21 protein-coding genes and 1 tRNA gene are annotated in these 24327 nt (G+C 63.8%); 9 read left to right on the top strand and 13 right to left on the bottom strand.

Features of this window, described 5'->3' with window-relative positions; all coding sequences use genetic code 11:
• Positions 1 to 280: 280 nt before the first annotated feature.
• Positions 281 to 718: a hypothetical protein gene (locus NN5_RS09925; RefSeq protein WP_067734114.1), complete on the bottom strand. Its 438-nt coding sequence runs from the start codon at positions 716 to 718 to the stop codon at positions 281 to 283.
• 91 nt (positions 719 to 809) lie between these two features.
• Between NN5_RS09925 and NN5_RS09920 the strand changes: the two genes are divergently transcribed.
• The 4 genes from NN5_RS09920 to NN5_RS09905 all read left to right on the top strand — a co-directional run bounded on the left by NN5_RS09920 (position 810) and on the right by NN5_RS09905 (position 4983).
• Positions 810 to 2132: a replication-associated recombination protein A gene (locus NN5_RS09920; protein ID WP_067734113.1), complete on the top strand. Its 1323-nt coding sequence runs from the start codon at positions 810 to 812 to the stop codon at positions 2130 to 2132.
• 23 nt (positions 2133 to 2155) lie between these two features.
• A complete protein-coding gene (locus NN5_RS09915) occupies positions 2156 to 3022 on the top strand; it encodes a hypothetical protein (protein ID WP_084384867.1) in 867 nt (288 codons plus the stop codon).
• A gap of 81 nt (positions 3023 to 3103) precedes the next feature.
• On the top strand, positions 3104 to 4834 hold the full coding sequence (locus tag NN5_RS09910; protein ID WP_067734111.1) for a DUF885 domain-containing protein: 1731 nt from the start codon (positions 3104 to 3106) through the stop codon (positions 4832 to 4834).
• A gap of 73 nt (positions 4835 to 4907) precedes the next feature.
• Positions 4908 to 4983: transfer RNA gene (locus NN5_RS09905), tRNA-Thr, on the top strand.
• A gap of 133 nt (positions 4984 to 5116) precedes the next feature.
• On the opposite strand, the gene NN5_RS09900 is transcribed toward NN5_RS09905, so the two are convergent.
• The 7 genes from NN5_RS09900 to NN5_RS09870 form a co-directional block, all read right to left on the bottom strand.
• The gene (locus NN5_RS09900) at positions 5117 to 6100 is read right to left on the bottom strand and encodes a FecR family protein (protein WP_067734110.1); all 984 of its coding nucleotides are present in this window, start codon (positions 6098 to 6100) and stop codon (positions 5117 to 5119) included.
• Positions 6100 to 6570 carry a hypothetical protein gene (locus NN5_RS09895; RefSeq protein WP_157081083.1) on the bottom strand — a complete coding sequence of 157 codons (471 nt, stop codon included), beginning with the start codon at positions 6568 to 6570 and terminating at the stop codon, positions 6100 to 6102. The genes NN5_RS09900 and NN5_RS09895 overlap by 1 nt, the downstream gene beginning before the upstream one ends.
• 31 nt (positions 6571 to 6601) lie before the next feature.
• Entirely contained in the window at positions 6602 to 8752 is a 2151-nt protein-coding gene (locus tag NN5_RS09890; protein WP_169800972.1) for a CHASE2 domain-containing protein, read from the bottom strand.
• Positions 8753 to 9164: 412 nt separating this feature from the next.
• A complete protein-coding gene (locus NN5_RS09885; RefSeq protein ID WP_067734107.1) occupies positions 9165 to 9923 on the bottom strand; it encodes a cephalosporin hydroxylase family protein in 759 nt (252 codons plus the stop codon).
• Between the two features lie 10 nt (positions 9924 to 9933).
• Positions 9934 to 11028 carry an FkbM family methyltransferase gene (locus NN5_RS09880; RefSeq protein ID WP_067734106.1) on the bottom strand — a complete coding sequence of 365 codons (1095 nt, stop codon included), beginning with the start codon at positions 11026 to 11028 and terminating at the stop codon, positions 9934 to 9936.
• On the bottom strand, positions 11028 to 12041 hold the full coding sequence (locus tag NN5_RS09875) for a radical SAM/SPASM domain-containing protein (RefSeq protein WP_067734105.1): 1014 nt from the start codon (positions 12039 to 12041) through the stop codon (positions 11028 to 11030). Before NN5_RS09875 ends, NN5_RS09880 begins: the two co-directional genes overlap by 1 nt.
• Complete coding sequence (locus NN5_RS09870; RefSeq protein ID WP_084384863.1) at positions 12031 to 13104, bottom strand: radical SAM/SPASM domain-containing protein; 1074 nt, start codon at positions 13102 to 13104, stop codon at positions 12031 to 12033. Before NN5_RS09870 ends, NN5_RS09875 begins: the two co-directional genes overlap by 11 nt.
• Before the next feature lie 220 nt (positions 13105 to 13324).
• Between NN5_RS09870 and NN5_RS09865 the strand changes: the two genes are divergently transcribed.
• Positions 13325 to 14578, top strand: a complete 1254-nt coding sequence (locus NN5_RS09865; RefSeq protein WP_067734104.1) for a class I SAM-dependent methyltransferase — start codon at positions 13325 to 13327, stop codon at positions 14576 to 14578.
• A 136-nt stretch (positions 14579 to 14714) separates the two neighbouring features.
• Here NN5_RS09865 and NN5_RS09860 read toward each other — a convergent pair whose 3' ends face one another.
• Positions 14715 to 15032, bottom strand: a complete 318-nt coding sequence (locus tag NN5_RS09860) for a hypothetical protein (protein ID WP_067734103.1) — start codon at positions 15030 to 15032, stop codon at positions 14715 to 14717.
• 232 nt (positions 15033 to 15264) lie between these two features.
• Here NN5_RS09860 and NN5_RS09855 point away from each other — a divergent pair, with 232 nt between their 5' ends.
• The gene (locus NN5_RS09855; RefSeq protein WP_067734102.1) at positions 15265 to 15603 is read left to right on the top strand and encodes a Rieske 2Fe-2S domain-containing protein; all 339 of its coding nucleotides are present in this window, start codon (positions 15265 to 15267) and stop codon (positions 15601 to 15603) included.
• Positions 15600 to 16064: a J domain-containing protein gene (locus tag NN5_RS09850; protein ID WP_067734101.1), complete on the top strand. Its 465-nt coding sequence runs from the start codon at positions 15600 to 15602 to the stop codon at positions 16062 to 16064. Before NN5_RS09855 ends, NN5_RS09850 begins: the two co-directional genes overlap by 4 nt.
• A 45-nt stretch (positions 16065 to 16109) precedes the next feature.
• On the opposite strand, the gene NN5_RS09845 is transcribed toward NN5_RS09850, so the two are convergent.
• The 4 genes from NN5_RS09845 to NN5_RS09830 all read right to left on the bottom strand — a co-directional run bounded on the left by NN5_RS09845 (position 16110) and on the right by NN5_RS09830 (position 21301).
• Entirely contained in the window at positions 16110 to 16313 is a 204-nt protein-coding gene (locus NN5_RS09845; RefSeq protein ID WP_067734122.1) for a hypothetical protein, read from the bottom strand.
• Between the two features lie 196 nt (positions 16314 to 16509).
• Positions 16510 to 17673 carry a pyridoxal phosphate-dependent aminotransferase gene (locus NN5_RS09840; protein ID WP_067734121.1) on the bottom strand — a complete coding sequence of 388 codons (1164 nt, stop codon included), beginning with the start codon at positions 17671 to 17673 and terminating at the stop codon, positions 16510 to 16512.
• Positions 17674 to 17733: 60 nt separating this feature from the next.
• Positions 17734 to 18549, bottom strand: coding sequence for a sulfite exporter TauE/SafE family protein (locus tag NN5_RS09835; protein WP_157081082.1), 816 nt, complete (start codon positions 18547 to 18549; stop codon positions 17734 to 17736).
• A gap of 109 nt (positions 18550 to 18658) precedes the next feature.
• Complete coding sequence (locus NN5_RS09830; protein WP_067734100.1) at positions 18659 to 21301, bottom strand: TonB-dependent receptor plug domain-containing protein; 2643 nt, start codon at positions 21299 to 21301, stop codon at positions 18659 to 18661.
• A 733-nt stretch (positions 21302 to 22034) separates the two neighbouring features.
• On the opposite strand from NN5_RS09830, the gene NN5_RS09825 reads away from it, so the two are divergent.
• Entirely contained in the window at positions 22035 to 22700 is a 666-nt protein-coding gene (locus NN5_RS09825) for a response regulator (protein WP_067734099.1), read from the top strand.
• A gap of 10 nt (positions 22701 to 22710) precedes the next feature.
• Positions 22711 to 24258 (top strand): sensor histidine kinase, encoded by a 1548-nt coding sequence (locus NN5_RS09820; RefSeq protein ID WP_084384861.1) that lies wholly within the window; start codon positions 22711 to 22713, stop codon positions 24256 to 24258.
• The last annotated feature ends 69 nt before the right edge of the window (positions 24259 to 24327 follow it).

Genomic DNA, 24327 nt, shown 5'->3' with positions numbered 1-24327 from the left:
GACTAGGGCATCGTGCGTTTAATCTGCGCCGGTTCCGTTCGTGTCGAGCGAAGTCGAGACACCTTGACCTGACGCTGGTGTGTCTCGACTTCGCTCGACACAAACGGGAGGGTGATGCAGATATTGCGCAGCTCGCTGTAGGGCAAAGGCCGCGGAACCCCAAGCACGTTCCGCTCGTCCTGAGCCTGTCGAAGGGTGTTGAGCATGGCGCTGCGCCAGCGTCCTTCGACAAGCTCAGGACGAGCGGAGTTTGACCAGACTTCCGTGTGTGCGCCCAAAGCTAACCCAGCACACCCTGCCCGCGCATCCGGACCGCGTACCAAAGCAAAACCAGCGCCGCGATCCAGATCGTGACCGTCATGCCCGTAGCGGCCGGGGTCGTCATGCTCTCCGGCATGTCCGACAGGGCCTGCCAGATCTGGCTCACCGCCAGCCCGGCCAGCGACAGGGCGAAGGCTGCGACGGCATGGCGCGATCGCAAAAGCAGCAGCAGCGATCCCGCCAGGGCGCCCCAAACCCCCAAGGCCCAGGGCACCAGCGTCCATGTCGGCTGGGTATCGAGCCAGTCGACCATCTCCGGCGGGAACTGCGCCATGTATGGGGGCGTGCGCGTCACTGTCAGGGTAAAGTCCATGCAGCCGAAGGCGTTCCACAGGAGCGAAAGTGCGGCGATCGCCCAGAACAGCCATGATGCCTTGGCCCGTGTTGCGGCCTTCATGGCGCTTTCTCCCCGGTTTGTACTGGAACCGGCAGGATATGCCGCTGCATCCGCCGATGCAATCGCCGCCGATATTCGCTAGACAGCCCCCATGGCCGACCTTTTCGCCGATGACCTGCCCCCTGCCTCCGCCCCGGACGAACCGCGCGAGGATGCCCCGCTGGCCGACCGCCTGCGCCCGCGCACGCTGGCCGATGTCATCGGACAGGAGCACCTGACCGGGCCCGAAGGCGCGATCGGGCGGATGGTGGCGGCCGGGCGCCTGTCGTCGATGATCCTGTGGGGGCCACCGGGCACCGGCAAGACCAGCACCGCCCGCCTGCTCGCCGATGCGGTGGGCATGCGCTTCGCCGCCATCAGCGCGGTGTTCTCGGGCGTGGCCGATCTCAAGAAAGCCTTCGCCGAGGCGGAGACCATGGCCAAGGCGGGCCAGCGCACCCTGCTCTTCGTGGACGAGATCCACCGCTTCAACCGCGCCCAGCAGGACGGCTTCCTGCCCTTTGTCGAAAGCGGCACGGTCACGCTGGTCGGCGCGACGACCGAGAACCCCAGCTTCGCGCTCAACGCGGCTTTGCTCAGCCGCGCGCAAGTCCTCATCCTGCACCGGCTCGACAGCGAAGCGCTGGGCACGCTGCTCGACAAGGCCGAAGCGCTGGAAGGCCCGCTGCCGCTCGACGGCGATGCGCGCGAGGCCCTGATCGCCTCGGCCGATGGCGACGGGCGCTTCCTGCTCAACCAGGCCGAAACGCTCTACGCCGCGAAAATTCCCGCACCGCTCGATCCGGCCGGGCTCGGCCGCTTCCTGCAGCGCCGCGTCGCGGTTTACGACAAGGACCGCGACGGGCACTACAACCTGATCTCGGCCCTGCACAAATCGCTGCGCGGCTCCGACCCGCAGGCGGCGCTTTACTACCTTGCACGGATGCTGACGGCTGGCGAGGAGCCGCTCTACGTGCTGCGCCGTCTCGTGCGCTTCGCCTCGGAAGACGTCGGCCTCGCCGATCCGCAGGCACTGGTGCAGTGCCTTGCCGCCAAGGATGCCTACGAGTTCCTGGGATCGCCCGAAGGCGAGCTGGCGATCGTGCAGGCCTGCCTCTACCTCGCCACGGCCCCCAAATCGAACGCGGCCTACATGGCCTTCAAGACCTCGTTCAAATCGGCCCGCGAAACCGGCTCGCTCAGCCCGCCCGCAAACATCCTCAACGCACCGACCAAGCTGATGAAGGACATCGGCTACGGCAAGGACTACGCCTACGACCACGACGCCCCCGATGGCTTTTCCGGCGACAACTATTGGCCGGAGGGAATGGCGCCGCAGACCTACTACGACCCGGTCGAGCGCGGCTTCGAACGCGAAGTGAAGAAGCGGATCGAATGGTGGAACCGGAAACGGGGCGAGCGGCAGGACCCGTGACACCCGGCCGCTTCCGCCACTTCATGGCGATCGACTGGTCCGGCGCGGTCGGCGCCCGCCAGAAGGGCATTGCCGTGGCCCTTTGCGATGCGGCGGGTGAAGCCCCCCGATTGCTCCAACCGGGAGAACACCGGCACTGGTCGCGCGCGCAAGTGCTGGACCTGCTCCTCAATGCGTGCCCCACAGACACGCTGATCGGCCTCGACCTCGGCATCTCCCTGCCTTTTTCCGATGCCGGCGCCTTCTTTCCCGAATGGGCGGCGAGCCCATCAGACGCTCCCGCCCTCTGGGCCCTGATCGACGCGATCTGCGCGCACGACCCGCACTTGTCCGCAAGCAGCTTCGTCGATCACCCGGACCTGAGCGCCTATTTCCGCCGCCACGGCGGACGCGAGGGAGCGCGGTTCCACTTGCCCGGCGCACCGGACAAGCGCGGCCGGATGCGCGTGACCGAAACCGCACAGGCTCGCGCGGGGTGCAAGCCCTATTCGAACTTCAACCTCGTCGGCGCGGCGCAAGTGGGCAAGTCCAGCCTCACCGGGATGCGCCTGCTCCACCGCTTGCGCGGGCAGGTGCCGGTCTGGCCGGTCGATCCGCTGCCGGGTTCCGGCTCGGTGATCGTCGAGATCTATACCACGCTGGCCGCCGTCGCTGCCGGGCGCAGCGCGTCGCGCGCGAAGATGACCAGCTATGCCGCGCTCAACGAGGCCCTCTGTGCGCTCGGCTCTCCGCCGGTATGCGCAGAAGGCCCGATCGACGACCATTCCTCCGACGCGCTGCTGACGGCCGCCTGGCTGCGCACTGCCGCCCCGCAAGCGGCGCTCTGGACGCCTGCCGAACTGACACCGCAGCTTGCCCGAACCGAGGGCTGGACCTTCGGCGCGCAATAGCCCACAACGCCTGTCATCGAGGGCGCCCCTCCCCCCGGTTCGGGCGCCGCTCCGCAAACCGACAGGGACGCAATCCATCCTATGAAAGCCAAACTGCTGGCAGGACTCGCCTGCCTCGCTCTGGGAACCTCAGCGGTTTCCGCAAGCCCCGCCGTTACCCCTAGCGCCGCACCCGCAGATGCCGTCACCAAGGTTTCGGCGTGGGACAGCTTCGTCACGGCCACGATCGGCAAGTGGCTCTCCATCGACCCCAGCTTCGCGGTCTATGAAGGCGCGCACCAGTACGACGGCAAGCTGCCCGACTGGAGCCCCGCCGGGCTCAAGGCCAAGGGAGACTTCCTGCACGGCCTGATCGCCAATGCCGCGAAGTTCAAGGATCTCACGCCCGATCAGGCCTTCGAGCGGGCCTATCTGGTGCAAGTCGCCAAGGGGCAGCTGTTCTGGCTGGAAGATGCCGACCAGCCCCACACCAACCCCGCCTACTACATCAACAACGGGCTCGATCCGAACGTCTATGTCAGCCGTGCCTATGCCGACAAGGCGACCCGCATGAAGGCGATGATCGCATTCATGGAAGCCGTGCCGGCCGCCGCCGCGCAGATCCGCGCCAACCTCAAGACGCCGATGCCCGCCAGCTTCATCAAGCTGGGCAGCGATGCCTTCGGCGGGTTCGCCGGTTATTACCGGGGCGATGCGCGCGCGGCTTTCGCCGATGTGAAGGACGCGGCGCTGCAGGCGCGGATGAAGGCAGCCTCCGAAAAGGCCGGCGCGGCCATGCAGGATCTGGCGGACTGGCTCGCCAAGGCGCCTGCCAACGAGGCCTATGCCCTAGGCGCCGAGCGCTTCTCGCAGATGCTGGCGGCCACCGAAGCGGTCGATGCCCCGCTCGATGAGCTGGAAGCTGTCGGCCGCGCCGATCTCAAGCGCAATCGCGATGCCCTCGTCGCGGCCTGTGCCGAGTATGCGCCGGGTCAGACCGTGCCCGAATGCGTCGCCAAGATGAGCGCGGACAAGCCCGCGGACGGCCCCGTCGCCGAGGCCCGCCGCCAGATCCCGGAACTCGCCCAGTTCGTGCGCGAGCACCACATCGTCACGATCCCCGGCACCAAGATGGCCGCGGTCGAGGAAAGCCCGCCCTACAACCGCGCCAATTCGGCCTACATGGACCCGCCGGGGCCGCTCGAAACCAACCCGACCTCGGTCTATTACATCTCGCCGCCCGATCCCTCGTGGCCCAGGCAGAAGCAGCTCGACTACATCCCCGGCAAGGACGACCTGCTGTTCACCAGCGTGCACGAAGTGATGCCGGGCCACTACCTGCAGTTCCTGCATTCGAACCAGGCGCCCACGATCGTGGGCAAGCTGTTCGTCGGCTACGGCTTTGCCGAAGGCTGGGCGCACTATGCCGAGCAGATGATGTGGGATGCCGGGCTCGGCAATGGCAAGCCGGAAGTCCACATCGGCCAGCTTTCGAACGCCCTGCTGCGCGACTGCCGCTTCCTCTCCGCGATCGGCCTGCACGCGCGCGGCATGACGCAGGAAGAGTCCAAAAAGATGTTCGTGGACCAGTGCTACATCGATGAAGGCAATGCCGAACAGCAGGCCGCGCGCGGCACGTACGACCCGGCGTATCTCAACTACACACTGGGCAAGCTGATGATCCTGAAGCTGCGCCACGACTGGACCGCCACGCGCGGAGGCCGCCAGGCCTGGGAAGCCTTCCACGACCAGTTCCTCAGCTACGGCGGCCCCGCCATCCCGCTGGTGCGCCAGGCGATGATGCACGAGGACGCACCGCACGCGGTATTCTGACCGGAGCCATCACAAAACGACTGGACCGGCGCCCCTGCCTTCCGGTAAGGGCGCCGGACTCGCCGCAAGGCATGCCGGTTTAGCTCAGTTGGTAGAGCAGTTGATTTGTAATCATCAGGCCAGGGGTTCGAATCCTCTAACCGGCACCAGTTTCCCTGTTCATACAATGTAGTTCAGCACGCTGCGCGAGATCGCGCGGTGCAGATCGCCGCCATGCCGACCCTTTTTGTACCGGGGCACGGGCATGGCGACACGCAACCTTGGGAACATCCCCGCCTGCGCTCAGGGGCTGGCGGGCTGACCGCTGTCGCTGCTGTTGTTGCTCCCGCCCCCGTCGATCACAGCCACAAGGGTGACGACCCCCACGGCCGCAGGGGCAAGAATGGACAGCAGTCCGGCTCCACGGCCGGCCCCGGACATCGCGCCACCGGAACCGGACATCGGCGGCTTCGGCTTGCCGGTGCTTCCCGTGGATGCAAACGCACCGGTGGACGTCGTGCCCTGCAAGCCTGCCAGAGTCCTCGCAAAGGACGCCGGCGTGGTACGCAGGACGATATCGAACGAGGAATACGTGGGTTCGTTGATCCGGAACGGCCCGATCGGGGTTGCTCCGGAATAAGGGATGAACACGGCCATGCCGGGCGTGCTCAAGGTCACGGTCTTGCCGCCCGCGCTGACGTCGATCATGCCGGGATGCTCGCCCATCTGCGCTTTCGGCCCCGGACCGCGCAGGACGACCATGGTCGCCGTCTTGGGATCGGTCTTCCTGGGCAGCGAAAGCCCCTGCTGACCGGCCATGATCATGGCGTCCTCACCCACCGCGCCTTCGAAGATGGTGCCGCGAATGCCGATCGTGGCAGCCGGCGTCTGGACCGCATTGCCGCCTTCCTTCTTCGCCTTGCCGGACATGAAGCGGAATGTCCCCTTCACCACCGAAGCGCCCACGGAACTCGCCTTGCGGCTGGGATCGTAAACGAAGCGGTTGACCGTGAAGTTGGCATTGGGTCCGACCGTGAGGTTCGACTTGTCGAGCAGCGTCACCTGCAGCGCGCTGGCACTGCCGGTGTTGACCTGGTTGCCCAGCGAGACCTTCTCCTTGACCACAGCCGGGCGATAATCCGATCGCTGATCGCGGCGCACCTTGACGTCGTTGCGCACAGCGGAATTGACGCCCACGACTTCCTGTCCCTCGACGGGAACCGTGCCCAGCAGACTGGCGATGGTTGCCACTGTGACAGTGGCGGTTCGTGCCTTGTTGCGCAGCATCACTGTGCCTCCCCTTTGGCGGTATATTCGGAAAGATCGGCGACTCCGCCGCAAGCCTCTTTCACCCGGCCCAGCGCTTCGCTGTCAGGCACCTCGCTCGCGAGCTTGGCCCCTTCGAACTGGCCGCTGGACACATCGTCGAGACGGCACAGCAGCACGGCATACTCGGCGCGCGGCTCCACGGCATTCCTGTCGATCAGCAAGTAGCGTTCGAGCACGGCGGCAGCACCGGTCAGGTCTCCTTTCGCAGCCTTGGCCTGTGAAAGCGAAAGCGCCCCCGCTTCGGTGGCAGACTCATCCGTTTCCGCCTCGATATCCTTCACGAGCGCGGCATTCACAGCCGGATCGGCGGCGCTCCCCTCCGGCGCTTCCTGTGCATGTGCCAGGCCCGCCCAGCCCGCGGACACCACAAGCGCGGCCACAACCGCCCCGGTTCTCCGGCATACGCCAACCGCATTTCTTCCCCACATCGTCTTGGCTCCTTCAGCCCATTGAGCGTTCTTATTTGCTTTCCGCACGGTACACCCCGTCCCAGTCCGGCCCCGGCTCATCCAGGCGGCAGGCGGCGATGCGATCGTGATAAATGCCGTAAAGCTTGGTCAATCCGTAAGCGGCGGCGGATGCGGCCAGGGCATTCAGGCCACCTTCGGCCTCATCCCAATGCTGCGAACGATAGGCCGCGAGCAGCGCGCCATGCCCCGCCGCGAAGGCCTGAAACGCCGGATCGGCCCCCAGCGCTTCATCCCCCAGCAGGGCAAAGACAGCCTCCGGCGCGTCCCGCCCGACCACCCGGACAAGATCGAGCTCAACCATGGCGAACCCGGCCAATGCGGACGCCAGCGAACTGCCGATGGCAATCTGCACGCCGTAGTATTTCGTCAGCCCCTCGATCCGCGAAGCGAGGTTCACGGTATCGCCGATCAGCGAGTAGGACAGGCGCTGCTGCGATCCCATGTTGCCGACACAGCACTGCCCCGCGTTGAGGCCGATGCCGATCTTGACGTCGCCCGGCCAGACCACATCCGGGCGCTGTGGCATCTCGGCATTCAGTTCCCTCAGCTTTTCCACCATCGCCAGCGCGCCGCGGGCCGCGTTGATCTGGTGCTGCGGATCATCCAGCGGGGCATTCCAGAAGGCGAGGATGGCATCGCCGATGTACTTGTCGATCGTGGCCTTCCGGCCGATCAGCAGATCCGTCATCGGCGTCAGGAACGCGATCAGGAACTGGATGATTTCATCCGGAGAGAGGCCCTCGGAAATGCTGGAAAAGCTGCGGATATCGCAGAACATCACGGTCATTTCGCGCTCTTCGCCGCCTAGGTTCAATTGCGAGGGATCGTTGGCGATGCGCTTCACCAGCTCGGGCGCGAGATACCTGTCGAATGCCTGATGGATATAGGCGCGCTGCTTTTCCTCGCGGTAAAACGTCATGACCGTGACGACGAGATAGCCGAGCACCAGCCCCATGATCGGCCAGGTCGGATTGAGCAGGTAGCCCCATTCCTTGAAGGCATACCAGCTGCCCCCGCCCATCAGCGAAATGGCGCCAAGCCCCAGCACCGCCCCCCATGTCGCCCCCAGCCAGGGCAGCATGAGCACCAGCCCGATCCCCGCGACCAGCAGCAGCGTGCGTTCCAGCCCCACGGCCCAGTCCGGCCGGTAGAGGAACTTGTGGAGGATCATCTGCTCGGCCGCCTCGGCATGGACCATCACGCCCAGTTCGGCCTTGTTGAGCGGCGTGGAACGCAAATCGCGCAGGCCGATGGCACTGGTGCCGACAAAGACGATGCGCCCGCCGAACAGCTCGGCCATCTGGTCCGCGTCGAGCCTCCCCGAAAGCACTTTCCACGCAGGCACGATCCGCTGCGGAACCGGGAGCGTGTAATGCATCCACATCTCCCCCCGCTCGTTGGTCGGCACTTCGATATCGCCCACTTTCAACGAGACCACATCCCCCGGCGCGCTGCCTTCGGCGCTGCCGTCGGTCGTCTTGATGAGGACGGAATCGGTCTGGAAGGCCATTCTCATCGCTTCGATCGACAGTGTCGGCAGCATCATGTCGCCCTGCCGCTGGATCAGCGGGGCCCGGCGGATGATCGAATCCTGATCGGGCACGATGCTCAGCGAGGCCGCGCCGGGGGCTGCAGCCTGCAGGACCGGGATAGCGGTAATGGCATTGGGGAAATCCGGCACCGACGACGGCGGCGTGCCCAGCACCACCATTCCCGCCTTGGGTTCGACCGTCTTTCCCCTTCCCTGCGGCGTGAGAAAGAAACCCAGCACCGTCGGATATTGCGCCAGAACACGGGCAAATTGCTCGTCGTTGTCCGGCAGTGTGCCCAATACACGGGCCGCCTCGGGATCGCTGGCCTGGAAGCGGCGGGCAAGCTCGCGCGGCGAGGTCCGGTCCTTTTCCGAAAACACGATGTCGAAGGCAATGGCCGCCGCGCCAGCCTCCCCCAGAGCCATCGTCAGCCGCGCGAGGTCCGTCCTCGGCCATGGCCATTGCCCAAACCGGCGGATCGTCTCGTCATCGATATCGACGACGCGGACCGGGGCATCCTCGTAAGGGCGCGGCGAAATGCGCTGATAGGCATCGAAGACCATGAAGCCCACGCGTTCGACCGCATCCGAGACGACCGGAACCGGCACGGTCTGGAAAAACGCAATAGCAAGAATGACAGCAAGACCGGGAAGAACGGCCGCACGCGATTGTCGCCACCAAAAGAACAGCGCGCGCCGCATCCTTTTTCCGTTTCCACTGGAGCCCCACCTCAGGACACTTCGTTGAGCAGCCCGATACCTGCGACCTATAGCAGAATTTTCATCCCTCTCCATCCCCGTACAAGATATTTTGAAATATGCGGTACTTCGAACTTGCCGAATAGCGGCCTCAGGGGCCGGTTTGATTTATAAGTTTTCAGTAATATGCCGCTTCCACCAGGATCGAACCAGCCGCACAGCCAGTTGCCGAACGCCAAACCTGACTCGGGACTTTCGCGCAGGCTCCATCAGAGCGGCAATCCCGCTCGCCTTGAATGCACCGGATCTTTGACGTTCCGCCTTACGCGCGCACGAGCAGCCCCTGCGGCGCACAGGTCAGCAGGTGGCGCTTCTCGATCGAGAGGTCCTTGGAGAAATCTGCGCCTGCCTCTGTCGCGAGGAAATCGTCGACAGCGGTCAGCGGGCTGTTGCCCGGCCCCCAGGGGCGCGTGACGTTGAAGCTGTCGACCGGGGCGAATTCGATGCCCGTGTCCATCACGAAGATCGCACTGCCGCTCGGCACCAACGGCGCATAGAGCTGCAGTTCGTCATAGACGTGATCGCGGGTGTGGTTGGAATCGAGGAAGACCATCACCCGCTCGATGCCGCCCAGCGCCTGCTTCACTTCACCAAACGTGCCCTGATCGATCGAGGAGCCCTGGATCAGCGTGATCATCGGCGCCAGCGCATGGGCTTCGATCGCCTCGCGGTTGTGGGCGCGGATGTCGATATCGACGCCGATCACCTTGCGCTGCACCGGCGCCTGGCCGCGCAGCATCTCGCCGTAGCCGATGGAAGCGAGCACGCTGGCGGAGAGCACCAGTGAGCCGCCGCGGGCAATGCCGGTCTCGACGATGGCATCGGGCTGGTAGCGCCAGATCAGTTCCTGGATGGCGCAGACGTCCTGCGGGTCCTGGATGATCGGGCGGCCCATCCATTCGAACATGTACTGGTAATCGAACGACCGGCTGGCATCGTGCCATTGCTGCACGGCGGCCCGGCAGGCGGGATCGGCCCAGTTGCGTTCGGCCATTTCAGCGCGCTTGATTGCGAAATCCATGCGTTTTCCCTCAGCCCCGGTAGCGGGCAAACAGCGTCAGTCCCTCGCCAAACAGGGCGTGGGACCGCAAGAACAGATCATGCCGGCCGAGACCGGCGAGAAACGGCGGAATGTCGAGCAGCGAGCGCTGGTCGTGCGACAGGTTCGCCAGCACATCCACCGCGCAGGCGCGCAGCAGCTTTTCGGCGCCCTGCAGCGCGGGCAGTTCGCTGCCTTCGACATGGAGCTTGAGCAGCACGCGCGGTGCATCGCCGTGATCGACATCGTCGAGCCGGACTGTCTCCACTTCGGCGAGACCGGGCAGGCGGATGGCGTCATCCTCGATCAGGCGCGAGGAGAGCAGGCCATTGGCCAGAAAGCGCCCTGCCCCGGCACGATCGGACAGCGCCCGACGGTCGAGCACGACAGGCGCCCCATCCTTCGCTTCCCATGCGGGTGCATTTTCGAGGCAAATGGCCGCACTGCCCGGATCGGGCTCGAAAGCCACCACGCGGCCCCACGTCACTCCAGCCTTGGTCAGGTACTTGAGCAGGCCGAGATCATAGGCGCCGCCATCGTAGATCAGATCGTAATGACAGCCGCCCCGCCCGAACAGGCTGAGGTCATACTTGCTGTCCTCGCTGCCGACCGGATAGCCGTCCACCAGTTCGCGGCGGAAGCGCCAGGCACAGGCCGCCTCGCAGGCCTGCCGCGAGAGATCGTCCGCAAAACAGGCGCCCAGAGCCGCAGCGCGCGCCTGTTCCTCGGCCGAAGGCGCAAGGTTGCGCCAGCCGTTCGAGAACAGCGCGGGGGTGTACTGCTCGAAGAAATCGTAAACGGTGATCACATCGCTCTGGCCCAGCGCCGCGAAGATCGCGCGAATCTCCTCCGCCGGCATCTTGAAGGCGCTGAGCAGATACGTGACGCCGGGGCGCCGGACATGGCCTGCGAGCGGCGCGATCGGGATGCCGTCGAGGTTCCCGGTCTTGTGGCTGTCGAGAACGAACTCCGGCCGGGGCACGTCCTGCGGCCACATCGCCAGCGACATCGCACCCAGCTGCCCGGCACCGATCAGCGCATAGCGGCCGCTTGTGAGGGCGCGGGAAAGATCGGCTTCGCGGGACATCAGACGAACAGCTTTTTCAGCTTCTCCCGCTCCCCGTCGAGATTGTCGTTGGTACAGGTATGGACTTGCCCGCAGGAGGCGCAGGACGGGTTGGCGCTAAGGCCTTCGACGATGTGCTGGCGGCGCAGCGCCTGCATGGCCGCGCCGTTCCAGATATCGAGCAGCCCCTCGTCCGCGACCGAACCCAGCACCAGTTCGCGGTTCCAGTCGACGCAGCACGGGCTGACCGAGCCGTCCGAATTGATCGAGAGCGTGTAGAACAGGTAAGGGCAGATCGCCTTGCGCACCGTCTCGCGGCCATAGAGGTCGGTCTCTTCCGGCGCGGCGCCATCGACGGCGAACTGCGGCCAGGAAGCCACCGTGTTCTCGATATAGATCCCGTCCGAGATCGGACCGAACGTGTCGAAGAACTTCTTGTCCTCGCCCGCCGCGTAATCGAGGTTCTGCGCCACGGTCTTCACATGGATCTTCAGATCGCCGCGGATCGCATGGAGGTGGCGTACGTTCTCGACGAACGCGTCGAAATCCAAGCGGACACGCGCGAAGGAGAGGTAGCGTTCCGCCGTCACCCCCTCGATCGACAGCACGATCCGGTCCAGCCCGGCCTCGACCAGTTGCTCGTTGAAACCGGGTTCCAGCTTCGATCCGTTGCTGGTGGTTTCCACCCGCTCGATCCGCGGCTCGGCCTTGGCCATGCGCACCATGTCGAGGAAGTGCGGATTGAGCAGCGGTTCGCCGTCCTTGTAAAGGCGCAGCACTTTCAGATTGCGCTCGAACCGGGAAATGTCGGCGATGATCTTCCGGTAGAGATCCAGCCCCATGAAAGTCTGCGAGCGGCCCGACTGCTTGATCAGCCTGGGATCACCGGTGGGACAGAAGGCGCATTTGAAATTGCACAGCGAGGCCGGATCGACCTGCAGCGACAAGGGATTGGGCAGCGGCAGAATGTCGGCCAGCGTCTCGCGCGCATAGGCCTGCGGCAGCATGAAGACATTTGCGGCCTCAGCCGACATCGGCGTATTCCCCGGCCACCGCGGCGCTGAAACTGTCCTCCGGCAGGGCAGACATCGCTTTCAGCATCTTTTCCCGGTCGGCATCGACATTGTCGGCCTTGCAATGCGTGACCTGGCTGCAATTGCCGCAGATCGCGTGCTTGGAGCGCAAGCCCTGCAGATGCGCGAGGCGGTGCGCCTGCATTTCCGGCCCGGTCCAGATGTCCTTGAGGCTGCGCTCCTTCAACGTGCCAACATTGAGCCCGCGCGACCAGTCGACGAAGCAGGCGCTGACGGAAAGGTCGGAGTTCACCGAGATCGAATAGAACAGATACGGGCAGGTCTGCACGTCCTCGATCTGGTTGCCGTAAAGCCCGGTGGTGATGGAGATGTCCATCCGCTCCTCGACATCGAAGTCGGGCCAGCAGGGAGAAGCATTCTCCACGAAAATGCGGTCGCAGTAATCGCCGAAGGTATCGTAGAACTTGGCGTGCAAATCCTCGCCGATGATCTCGGACGTGGTCTTGACGACGACCTCGCACTGGCCGGCAACGGCAGTGTAGAAATCGCGGATATTGGCGACGAACGAGGGAAAATCGACCTTGGTCTTGGCGAAGGTGAGGAACTGCTCCTCGCTCATGCCGTCGATCGAGAGGTTGATGCGGTCAAGCCCGGCGGCCACCAGCTTCTCGCCCACTTCCCCGCTCAGCAGATAGCCGTTGCTGGTGGTGTCGATGCACTCGGCGATATTGGCATCCTTGGCCATGCGGATCATCGCCGGCAGGTTCTTGTTGAGCAGCGGTTCGCCGTCCTTGTAGAGGCGCAGCACTTTCAGCTTGTCTTCGAACTCGGCAATGTCGCCCACCGCCTTTTCGAAATCGGCCAGCGCCAGACGGCCCTGATAACGGCCGGTGGACCGGATCAGCTCGCGGTCCCCGGTGGGGCAGAAAGTGCATTGGAAATTGCACGCGCTCGACGGGTCGATGAACACGACATAAGGCGTGCGCAAGGGCACCACGTCACCCAGCCGGGTGCGCGCCGCCTGAATTCTGGGCTGAACTTTTTCTGCTATTTCCCGGCGCATGCAGTCGCTAACCCCTATCAATGCCCTCGCCGTCGCGGATTTCTATAAAAGCAGGGTTAACAAGACATTTGAAACACCCCCCGTACTGAACACCGTACGCGACACCGGGGCCGGTTTTGCGGGAGAGCCCTGCCATTGCCATCACGCGAAATTAACCAATGCTATGACCATTACCGGGGAAAGTCGATCCACCCCTCCCCGCAATTGGGGAAATGATGGCATGGCCGCCAGACGTAAGCTGGAGATGAAGATGACCTCCGAACTGCCCCTTTCAGCCGCCACGGCGCGCTGCCGCAATTGCGGCGGGCAAGAGCTCGACTGGATCACCCGGCACATGGCGATGAGCGTGCCGGAAGATTATCCCCTGAGCGGTGATATGGCGGTAACGGTGTGCCGGGACTGCCATTTCGTGGGCAACCACTCGCCCTCGGGCCATGATGCCTATGCCGACTATTACACCCGCTTCAACAAGCACCAGACCCGCACGGACGCGCTGCACGATCTGGACCATGCCTATTTCACCGGCGTACTGGACATGGTCGAACGCGAAGCCGGGATCGGCTGGGCCCAGACCGACGTGCTCGACTGGGGCAGCGGCGCGCTGCTGTTTTCAGGCCTGGCATCGCAGCGCGGTGCCCGTTCAGCGCACAACTACGACCTGACCAAGGCCTATCCCGATCTCGATTACGGCCTCATCGCCTCCACCCACTGCATCGAGCACGTGCTGGACTTCAATGCCGAGTTCCGCCGCATTCACGGCGTGCTGGGCAAGGACGGGCTGTTCGTGATCGCGGTGCCGGACCTGCGCGGCTATGCCGATGTCTATTGGGGCCCCTATGCCGCTTTCGACCTCGAACACATCAATCACTTCGAGATCACAAGCCTGTCCGATGCCTTGATCCGCGCCGGGTTCGAGATCGTGGCCACGCGCGAATCCGATCGCCTCGTCACGCCGACACTGGCCTATCCCGAAGTGGTGATCCTGGCCCGCAAGACGGAGCAGGCGCCGGCCCCCGCCACGCTCTCCTCGTCGCGTCCGGAACCCGAAGCCGTCCTCGCCCGCTATCTGGAGCGGGCCGAGATGGACATGGGGACCATGACCGCCACTGTGCTCGACACGCTCAGGGATTACGAAAGCCGGGGCGTTGCCGTGTCGGCGGGGATTTACGGCGTTGCGAGCTATGCCTTCCGCCTGATCCACATCCTGGCCACGGAACACGATTTCCATTGCGCCTGGATCGCGGACAGCGATGCCCGGCTGACCGACAAACGGCTCGATCAGGTTCCGATCAGAGATTTCGAAGGCTTCCGGGCCTGGACGGCCGAATGCGCGGCCAAGGGCGTGCGCTGCCTCGTCTTCGTCGCGGCGGTCAATGCCGTGCGGATCGACGCCTTCCTGAAGGAGCGCTTCGGCGACAGCATCGACATCTGCGTGCTGCCGCCCGATTGCCAGAACCGCTCTGCGGCCGGCTAGTCACCTGAATTAGAAGTTTGCATCACTACTGTACGTCATCCCCGCGAAGGCGGGGATCCCGCTTCTGGCAGCATAGCCTGAGGAAGAACAGCGGGGCCCCCGCCTTCGCGGGGGCGACGAACTATGAGTTTACCGCCTAACCCCGCCACGAACCGCCCATCGTCTGCACGAGATGGACGTAGTCGAACAGGTCGCTCAGCATGAAGTGGCGGTTTTCCGGGTTCAGCATATGGGCAAGCACCGCCTCGTCGCCTTCGAGGTAGCGGAACGCAGTCCTGCGGAACTGTTCGGGAAGGCTGAGGTTGAACGATGACGGCTGCGTCAGTATCCGGCAGATCTGGTCGAACAGCAGCCGGAAGCGCTCGTCCTCCGGCTCCATATAAACATCGCCGAAGTCCGCCCGGTAGCGGCCGAACAGGGTGAGGTAGTCATCGCCGTCTGGCTTGCTCTGCATGGCGTGGATCCGTCTGCGTCTTTGCTTCGCGCAAGAGCACGCAAAACCGGTGCCACCCCATTGACCCGCCGGAATCGGACAGTTTCGCTGACAACCGGCCCCGCAGATGTCAGCAATGCGACACGCCGCGGGCCGGTTGCGATCCGATTTCCGGGACTTTGCCGCGCGGTCCGCCTTGGTTCGATCCTTGCATCGCCGGGGAGCGATCATTCCCAGCAGAAAGGCGGCCGTAATGGCATTCACCTCGATCTGTCCCACGAGCGCGATCCGCGAAGGCGGCATGGGCTTCTTCCGCGCCGGCAAGAAAAGCGTGCTTCTGCTCTGGCCGGCGGGCGGCGAACTCAAGGCCTATCGCGGGCGCTGCCCCCATGCCGACGTGCCGCTCGACGAAGCGCGTTTCGACGGCCAGACCGTGACTTGCCCGCATCACAACTGGGGCTTCGACAGCGTGAACGGCAAATGCGTGACACATGCCGTGCGCAACACACTGCATCCTTATCCGCTGCAAGTGGAGGGCGGCGAGATCCTCGTCGATGTCGGCCCGGTCAAACCGGCGCGGCAGGCCTCATGACCGCCGAGCCGGACTGGGTCATCTGGAACGGCTCGATGGGCGTGCTCGATATGGTGGCGATCGGGCGGATCGAGGGCGGCCACGGCTTTCTGGCGGAACCCTACGATGTCGTCGGGCCATTCAGCCTCGATGAGCTGGAAACCGAAGGCCGGATCGCGTTCGGCGAATGCCTCGTGATGTCACGCCAGCGCTGGCAGCAGGATCAGGTCGATCTGCGCAGGGCGGCCCGCGAGAAACGGCAAGCCTATATCATGCGCCCCGCCTTCACGGACGATGAAGCCGGACATCGCGAAACGCTGGATCTGCCGGAGGAAGGCCTGCTCAAGGCCGCACAGATCAACGCAGCCTTCCGGCGGCTGGCCAAGACCGCGCACCCCGACGCGGGCGGCAGCAGCGCGCAGTATCACCGCATTTCCGAAGCGCGCGACGCTCTGCTCGAACGCTTCGGAGTGGCCGTGTAATGCAGACGGGCGGGGAACGGCGGCCGGTTCCCCGCCCGGCCTGGCTCAGACCTTGTCGGGCTGCGCGTACTTGCGGACCATGACGTCGATCGCCGTCATCGCCTCGGATACGTCGAGCCAGGTCTCGGCCCGCTCTTCGCTCTTGAATTCCTTGCCGAGATTAACCGGGGCATCGACCCAGGGCAGGTGCAGGAAACAGGCCCATTTGCCATTGTCCAGCTGCTCGACGGTCACCTTGTGATCGGCCATATTGCTTCGCTCCTCCGCATCCATGTTGCCATTCAGACAAAAACAACGGCGCAAAGGCCTTTCGGCCCGCGCCGGCAACGCGAGAAGCAAGTATCCTGCCAACATAAGACGATACCCGGACAACTCGGCTGGAGTACGAGTTGCCCGGGTATCCTGCGCACGCAGAGTGCGCCCTCTCAAGCAGGGGATATAGGCGTCAGGCCATCAGGATCTTGTCGAGAGCCAGGCAGAACTTCTGCATGTCCTCGGTCGAACCCACGGTGATGCGCGACATCTGCGGATAGGCGGTCCACGAACGGCCGATCTGCACGCCCTGTTCCAGGAAAGCCGCCATCATTTCCTTGGGCGTCTTGTCCTTCCACTCGACCATGAACATGTTCGCATGGCTGCCCGGAAGCACCTTGAGACCGCGCTTCTGAACATGAGCGATCGCCATTTCGCGCGCGGAAACCATCTGCGCGGCGCGGGCCTTGATCTGATCGGCGAGCGGCACCGAAGCCGCGCCGCAAGCGACCGCCGTCATCGGCAGCATGTTGGTCACCTGCCCGCCGTCGTAGCGCATCATCTTCTCGTGAAGCGCAGGCGACGCGAAAGTGAGGCCCAGACGCATACCGGCCATGCCGAACAGCTTGGAGAACGTGCGCATCACGATCACGTCGTCACGCTCGACCGCCAGCTTGACCGCGCGCGGGGTGTCGGACCAGTGGACATAGGCCTCGTCCACCAGCAGCACGGCGTCCTTGGGCTTGTTCTCGGCCAGCCATTGGATGTCCTCGATCGGCGTGATCGTGCCGGTCGGGTTGTTGGGCGAGCAGATGTAGTACACGCCCGCGTTGGGGTCAGCGGCCAGCATGGCCTTCACGTCGTGGCGGTAGTCAGACGTAAGGGGAACCTTGGTCACCTTGGCGCCGATCCAGGCGCCGGTGCGCCAGATCGATTCATAGGTCGGGTCGGCAGTCACGATGCCGCGCTTGGGCGAAGCGAAAGTGATCGGCGTGCGGGCGAGCGGGTCGCTCGAACCCGGCCAGGCCAGAATGCGGTCCACCGGCACGCCTTCGACCTTGGACACGGCGTCGAACAGCTTGGCGTGCTCGCCATTGGGCTCGTACCAGTTGCCCTTCGCCACGATCAGCATCGCCGCTTCGGCACCGGCCGGGAGCGGGCCCGTCCAGCATTCGTTCGAACCGATGCGCACCGCGCCGGCCACGGCCCTGGCGGACTGCTGCGCGAAAGCCGATTCCGCGCTTCCGGCCAGGGCGATCCCGCCGCCCAGCAGCGCTGCGATCCGGCCGAGCTGGCGGCGCGAATAGCCGCGCGAAATCAGGTCTTCGCCGATCTCGCTGTTTTCAATGCGTTCCATAACGCTGGTGTCCTCAGCCTGCATTGTAACAAACTCCTTCCCGATGAAATGCGCCAGCGTTCAAGCCTTGAGCGCACTGCGAAACATGACAATTGCGATAACCACGAGGTAGATCCCGAACACGCGCTTGAGCACGCTCGGCGGCAGCGAATGGGCCGCGGCCACGCCCAGCGGAGCGGTCAGGATCGACATCGATGCAATGGCGACGGCGGCCGGCATATTGACGAAGCCCACCGAACCCCACGGCAAGCCCTGCTCGCGGAAGCCGACAATCATAAAACCAATGGTGGCAGGCACAGCGATCAGTGTACCGATTCCGGAAGCGGTGCCAACTGCCTTGTGGATCGGCCGTCCGCACATGGTCATGACCATGATCGCGATCGTGCCGCCACCGATTCCCAGCAGTGCGGAAAAGGCGCCGAGACCGCCCGAGATGCCGACGCGAAGCGCGCCGCCCGGCATATGGTCGGACAGGACCAGTTTGGAAAGCTGCGGGAGCAGGAACACCATCGACATCGCGAACACACCGGTGGCGAAGATCATCTTCAGCACGGTGCCATCGACATGGCTGGCAAGCACGACGCCAACGCCATCGCCCAGGACGATCCAGGGCGCCCAGCTCTTGAGAACCTCAAAGTCGACCGAACCGCGTTTGTGATGGCTGAGCGTCGACCGGATGGAAGTAACGATGATGGTGGCTGCCGAAGTTGCCACCGCTATGTGGGCATATTGCGAGTGATCGCCGCCAAGCAGCGGCAACATGATCAGCAGTGCAGGCACCACGATGAAGCCTCCGCCGATGCCGAATACGCCGCCGGCAAAGCCTGCCAGAAGTCCGGCACCGATCATTCCGACCGCAGGGATAAGCCAGTCCATGGAGGACAAGAGCACGACCGTTACTCCAATTCTTGTGAATACGAATTTCTGTAATTTGAAAAGGTGGCGTCGCTTCGCCGAAACGAAGCGACGCCCAGTTGCCGTAGGATCAGAAAGTCACGTTGACGCGGCCGTAGTAGTAGCCACCGTTGATGCCGAAGGGCGAAATCGACGGATACTTCTGCGTCGCATAGCTCGTGGACGAGGTGGAGAGATAAGCATCCATCACGTCCTGGCGCGTCTTCGTGGGATAGTGGTTGAACAGGTTGTTCGCACCAAACGAGACCTTGAGGTTCTCGGTCGGCTTGAAGCCCAGTTCGAGGTCGGTGATGAAGGCGCTGTTGACCGGGATCGTGATGTCACCCGAGCAAGTGCAGTTGGACGGCGCCGTGGTGAGCGAGGAGACCTTCGAGTAGAAGCTCTCGCGCAGGTTGACGCTGAACATGCCCGATTCCCAGTAGGCGCCGAGCGTTGCACGGACCTTCGGAGTGCTCTTTTCCAGCTGCCAGACCGTGTACTTGTTGATCAGCGCCGTCTTCGAGGCATCAACCGTCGAAGTGTAGAGAGCCGAGGGCAGGGCCGCGATCTTGTCGACCTTGTTCTCGTTGTAGTTAGCCGCGAACGACCAGTTGATCGGGCCAAAGCTGGTCATCATGTCGTAGTGCGCCGCGAAGTCGATGCCCTTCGTGGTCATGTCCGCGCCGTTGACGAAGGTCTGGACCGTCACAGTGCCGTTGATGTTGCGCGTGTCGGTGCCGTTGCCGAGGCTCGAGTCATACAGCACGTAGGACGGGATCGAGCCACCCAGCGCCGTGGAGACTGCGTCGTAGACAGCCTGCTGGTTGTAGATGTTGTAGTCGTCCGCGACGTAGGTCTTGCAGCTCGAAGCGTTCGAACCCGAGTAGTCCGCCGGGCAGTACGCGCCGCGGAAACCGTAGAACGAGCTCGAGATCATGATGCGGTCGCGGATCTTGATCCAGTAGGCATCAAGCGTGAAGCTGACCTTCGGGGTCGGCGTGAAGACGATGCCGGCGCTGAAGTTCGTCGACTTCTCGGGCTTCAGGCCACCGAAACCGAGCGATGCGGCAGCCGCCGAGTTGGCGGGCAGCACACCGGAGACCGCGTTCGGGCCGACGTTGATGCCCGAATAGAACGATTCGCCCAGCGTCGGTGCACGGAAACCGGTCGAAGCGGTGCCGCGGATCGCGAACATCGGCGAAAAGTCGTAGCGCGAGGTCAGCTTGAAAACAGTGGTATCACCGAAGTCGCTGTAGTGCTCGTGGCGAACCGCACCGTCGATAAGCCATTTGTCGGTCGGCTTGATCGTGACGTCGAGGTACTGGGCGAAGTTGGTGCGGTGGTATTTGCCGGCATCGTTCGGGCTGTAGCCGAAGAACGACTGGGCACCGCTGCCGTAGTAGGAGCCTGCATCGCCTGCATTGATGCCGTACATGTCACGGCGCCATTCAAGACCGCCAGCGAGAGTCATGGGCTCGGCGAACCCGACCTCGATCGGATAAGTCACATCGAGCGTGTTGGTGAACTGCGAAGACTTGAAGTCACCGTCGTGGAACTCGGTCGGGGTGTAACCGAAGTCGGCCGCCATCGAACCGTTGCCGGTGTTTTCAACGTAGACCTTGACGAGGTCGTGACCATAGGTCGAGGCAATGTCGAAGGTACCTTCGCCCAGCGGCCCCTTGAAGCCCATCGTCGCGGCGTAGTCGGTCTCACGCACGGCTTCGAGCGGCGAGAAGCCGGTGGGGTACACCAGGGTCCCATCGGGCAGGGCCACACGGTCCGGCGTACGGTAGTTTTCGTAGGCGTGCGCGTACTTGTGGCCATACGAACCGGTGAAATAGAGCTGGTAATCACCGAAGTTGTAACCGGCATTCAGGGTTCCGACCGTCTGGAAGATCTCCGGATCGCCCTCGATGCGGTTGACGTAGGGATAGTCGGACTGGTCGACGACAGCCGGATACCGGCTCAGATAGCTGGCGACCGGGCCATAGACGCGCGGATCGTAATTGCCGCGGAAGCTGAAGCCCTTCTTCTTCTTCTGGACAGTGAGGTTGACGAAGGAATTCTCGACCGGCGCGAAGCCGACATTGGCCGACACGCTGTAGGTGTCGCCGCCTTCATCCATGTACTGGCCAGCGGTGGCGCTGAACGAGCCGCCCGAATCCTGGTCCTTGAGGATGATGTTGATAACGCCGGCGATCGCGTCGGTGCCGTATTGGGCGGCAGCGCCGTCCTGCAGCACTTCGACGTGGCCGATCGCTTCGGGCGGGATGAAGCTCATGTCAGGCGCAGCGCCACCACCGTAAGGACCGCCCGAAACGGCGACGTTGGCGGTACCATGACGGCGCTTGCCGTTGATCAGGATGAGCGTGTGGTTCGGCGAAAGGCCGCGCAGCTTCATCTGCAGGTTCATGGCCTGCATGTCCGAACCGAAGGACTGGGCCTGGATGGTCGGCAGGCTCTGCGCGAGCCCCTGGATCAGGTCGGGCTGGCCAGTACGCGCAAGCGCCTCGCCTTCCATGATCTGAATCGGCGCTGGGCTGTCGGCCGCCTTCATGCCGGTCGTGCGGGTACCCGTCACGATGATCGCGTCACCGACATCCTCATCGGAAGCGGCGGCAGCTTCCGCACCGCTGGCCACCATGCCGGCGGCGCTTTGCGCCAATGCCGGATGCACGCAGGCACAAAGACCTACGGCAAGTGCGGCAATGGATGCTGTTCCCTTATATTTCATCTGGATCGGCCCCTGTCTTGTTGAACGGAATTTCTTGTATTGGGCCCCTCCCTGGAGATCCGGATTTTTATTATCTATATGTTTTTAAACAATTTTATTTAAGGCCCCTTAGCGAAGCCGGGCTTGACACTCGAAGACTTCTGACAGCGCGGAACGGCGCACGACGGATCGGTTCCGCAAGAGCATACCTCTCGGCACGCAACCCTGCGGCGGGATGCATTTCTCGACTCTCTGCAATCCTGATGGCGCGGGAACGGCCCGGCGCCTCAGAGGATCATGCCCGCAATGCGACTGGCGCGAGCACGGATTCGCACCCGGAAACGACCGGGCACGAAACGCTGTACATATGAATTTCTGGACCCGAAGGCGGCGAGACTTTGCGACCGAACCGGCTGACCATTGGTCCCCCTTTCAACCGTGGGAGCCCTTACCGCCTCTGTCGCCGGACACCGCACAGAGCACTGCAAGGACCTCGAATAGCCTGAAGGCATCAATTTTTCTTCAGACAGGTGAAAGTTAGGCTGGACGACCTGTCACCAAGCTGTCACTCTCCAGGGCATCAAGGAAAAAGAATTTCAGGGTCGGTGACAGCTTGATGACAGGTCTGCATCAAACAGTGTCGAATCAAGAAATATTCGAAAAGTCTAGAGGGTAGGATGGCTGGGCCGCGGGGCGGTCTGGCTGGGCCTGCAGGTGAGGGGGTGCCGCAACTCGTTTTTCGGGGAGTGAGTTGTTGCGTATTCTGATTGTCGAAGATGACCGCAGCCTCGCGCGCGGTATGGAAGCATCGATGGCTCCGGCCGGTTTTGCCATGGATTTCGTATCCACGGGCGAGGAAGCGATCGAGGTTCTGGCGAACGAGCCTTACAATCTCGTGATCCTCGATCTCGGCCTGCCTGACATGGACGGGCTGGAAGTTCTGAGCACGCTGCGTCGCCGCGAGGTGCAGACGCCGATTCTGATCCTGACCGCGCGCGATGCCGTGAACGACCGCATCGAAGGTCTCGATCGCGGCGCCGACGACTATCTCTCCAAACCGTTCCATCCGCGCGAGCTCGAATCGCGCGCCCGGGCACTGATCCGCCGCAGTCTGGGCACGCCTGACCCGGTGCTGCGGGTCGGCAGCCTCAGCTTCGACCGTTCCACCCGCACAGTCCATCTCGACCGCGCCGTGGTCGAACTGCGGCGGCGCGAACTGGCCGTGCTCGAAACCCTGATGGGCCGCCCCGGCAAAGTCGTGACGCGCGAATGCCTGACGGCCGAAGTGTTCAATTTCACCGATGCCGTCGCGCCCAATGCGCTTGATGTCTATGTCGGGCGGCTGCGACGCAAGCTGATGCCAGACGGCCCGGTGATCCGCACTGTCCGCGGTCTCGGCTACGTGCTGGAAGGCAACTGATCCCGTTTCGATGACCTCGCTGCGCGCCCGTTTGACCGCAGCGGTCATGATGCCGCTTCTCGCCCTTGCCATCACTTTTGGCGGCATCACGTGCTGGATGATCCACCGTACACTTTCGACGGCATCCGACCGCACGCTGGTCGGTTCGGTCACCATGATCAGCCGGGCAATCAACGCCGACACATCGGCGCGCCACCAGCTCCTGCCGCTGGCCATCCATCTGCTGCAAAACCAGATGACCCCCGTTTCCCACTACAGCGTCTATGAAGGCGATCACCTGATCGCCGGCACGCGCTGGCTGGTTCCGCCCAGCGACTACGATCCGACCCCCGGCGCGAAGATGCCGCGCCATGCGCCTGCCAGCTTTCCGCGCAGTTACCGGAACACCCAACTGGTGCAGGGCTATGTCGATGCACGCGATGCCGAAGGCGTGATTCAGGCGGCCTATCTGCGCGATGCCGTGCTCGAAGGCCGGTCGGTACGAATCGCCACCGAGATCCGCACCCTGCCCGGCTTCACCCGGCCCGTAGTGATCCAGGTCGCCGATTTCCTCGATGACCGGCAGGCCTACGAACAGACCTATTTCCTGCGTGTGGCCGGAGCGGGCATCCTGATCGCGATGACGGCAGTCCTGCTGTTCTACGGCGCCATCACCTGGGGCCTGGGCCCGTTTGCCTCGCTCACTCGCCAGATCGGCGCCGCGCGCCGGCTTTCCACCTCGCACTTGCGGCTCACCTTGGAGGAAGACGCCCCGCGCGAAGCCCGGTTGCTGGCCTCGGCGTTCAACGAACTGATGGCCCGCACCGAACGCGCCCTGAGCTCGCTGCGCGAATTCACGTCCAATGCCTCCCACCAGTTGCGCACCCCGCTGGCCATCGTGCGCGTCCATGTCGACGTGCTGGGCCGCTATGGCCCTTCCACGCCGCAGGGTGCCACGGCCCTCAAGGACATCGGCGCGGCCGTCGATTCGCTCGAACGCCTGCTGGGGCAACTGATCTCGCTGGCCCGGATGGATGAACAAGGTCACGATACCGGGGCGCTCGAAGCCTTCGACCTGACCGCGGTGACGGTCAGTATCGTCGCCAGCCGCGTCACGCATCCCGACGCCAGCGCCATGGACATCGGCTTCGAAGCCGATGCCGCCACGATCATGGCGCTCGGCGACAAGATGCTGGCCACCGAAATGATCAGCAACCTGCTGGACAACGCCATCCGCTACAACCGCGCCGACGGCACCGTGACCGTGCGCGTCCTGACCCGCGAGGGCATGCCGGTCGTCGAGATCGAGGACGACGGCCCCGGCATCGCCCCGGCCGATCGCGAGAAAGTCTGGGAACGCTTCTACCGCGCGCCGGGCACTGCCGCGCCCTCCGGCAGCGGCCTCGGCCTGCCGATCGTGCGCGCACTGGGCGAGCGCATGGGAGCCCAGGTCGCTCTGGACGAAGGCTCCGGCGGCACGGGCGTGAAAGCCACTATCGTCTTCCGGCAGCCGCAAAAGCAGCCCGGGAATCCCGCCGATACTTATTTTGCACAAGTCCCCCAGATGACAGCTTGCTGACAGGGTTCGTGAAGTAGTTGATACTTTGCACTATTCAGCGGCCGAATTTCCTTCAACGCCCGGAACGCA

Source organism: Novosphingobium naphthalenivorans NBRC 102051, assembly GCF_001590985.1.
In the GTDB taxonomy this organism is placed as follows: domain Bacteria; phylum Pseudomonadota; class Alphaproteobacteria; order Sphingomonadales; family Sphingomonadaceae; genus Novosphingobium; species Novosphingobium naphthalenivorans.
This window is presented reverse-complemented; position numbering and strand designations above follow the sequence as displayed.

Bases quoted from the DNA above. Each gene is read 5' to 3' on its own strand.
- NN5_RS09865 (WP_067734104.1), top strand. From the start codon at position 13,325: ATGGCCGCCAGACGTAAGCTGGAGATGAAGATGACCTCCGAACTGCCC.
- NN5_RS09920 (WP_067734113.1), top strand. From the start codon at position 810: ATGGCCGACCTTTTCGCCGATGACCTGCCCCCTGCCTCCGCCCCGGAC.
- NN5_RS09855 (WP_067734102.1), top strand. From the start codon at position 15,265: ATGGCATTCACCTCGATCTGTCCCACGAGCGCGATCCGCGAAGGCGGC.
- NN5_RS09850 (WP_067734101.1), top strand. From the start codon at position 15,600: ATGACCGCCGAGCCGGACTGGGTCATCTGGAACGGCTCGATGGGCGTG.
- NN5_RS09900 (WP_067734110.1), bottom strand. From the start codon at position 6,100: ATGCTGCGCAACAAGGCACGAACCGCCACTGTCACAGTGGCAACCATC.
- NN5_RS09820 (WP_084384861.1), top strand. From the start codon at position 22,711: ATGACCTCGCTGCGCGCCCGTTTGACCGCAGCGGTCATGATGCCGCTT.
- NN5_RS09915 (WP_084384867.1), top strand. From the start codon at position 2,156: ATGGCGATCGACTGGTCCGGCGCGGTCGGCGCCCGCCAGAAGGGCATT.
- NN5_RS09895 (WP_157081083.1), bottom strand. From the start codon at position 6,570: ATGTGGGGAAGAAATGCGGTTGGCGTATGCCGGAGAACCGGGGCGGTT.
- NN5_RS09830 (WP_067734100.1), bottom strand. From the start codon at position 21,301: ATGAAATATAAGGGAACAGCATCCATTGCCGCACTTGCCGTAGGTCTT.
- NN5_RS09860 (WP_067734103.1), bottom strand. From the start codon at position 15,032: ATGCAGAGCAAGCCAGACGGCGATGACTACCTCACCCTGTTCGGCCGC.
- NN5_RS09835 (WP_157081082.1), bottom strand. From the start codon at position 18,549: ATGGACTGGCTTATCCCTGCGGTCGGAATGATCGGTGCCGGACTTCTG.
- NN5_RS09880 (WP_067734106.1), bottom strand. From the start codon at position 11,028: ATGTCCCGCGAAGCCGATCTTTCCCGCGCCCTCACAAGCGGCCGCTAT.
- NN5_RS09910 (WP_067734111.1), top strand. From the start codon at position 3,104: ATGAAAGCCAAACTGCTGGCAGGACTCGCCTGCCTCGCTCTGGGAACC.
- NN5_RS09885 (WP_067734107.1), bottom strand. From the start codon at position 9,923: ATGGATTTCGCAATCAAGCGCGCTGAAATGGCCGAACGCAACTGGGCC.
- NN5_RS09840 (WP_067734121.1), bottom strand. From the start codon at position 17,673: ATGGAACGCATTGAAAACAGCGAGATCGGCGAAGACCTGATTTCGCGC.
- NN5_RS09845 (WP_067734122.1), bottom strand. From the start codon at position 16,313: ATGGCCGATCACAAGGTGACCGTCGAGCAGCTGGACAATGGCAAATGG.
- NN5_RS09870 (WP_084384863.1), bottom strand. From the start codon at position 13,104: ATGCGCCGGGAAATAGCAGAAAAAGTTCAGCCCAGAATTCAGGCGGCG.
- NN5_RS09875 (WP_067734105.1), bottom strand. From the start codon at position 12,041: ATGTCGGCTGAGGCCGCAAATGTCTTCATGCTGCCGCAGGCCTATGCG.
- NN5_RS09925 (WP_067734114.1), bottom strand. From the start codon at position 718: ATGAAGGCCGCAACACGGGCCAAGGCATCATGGCTGTTCTGGGCGATC.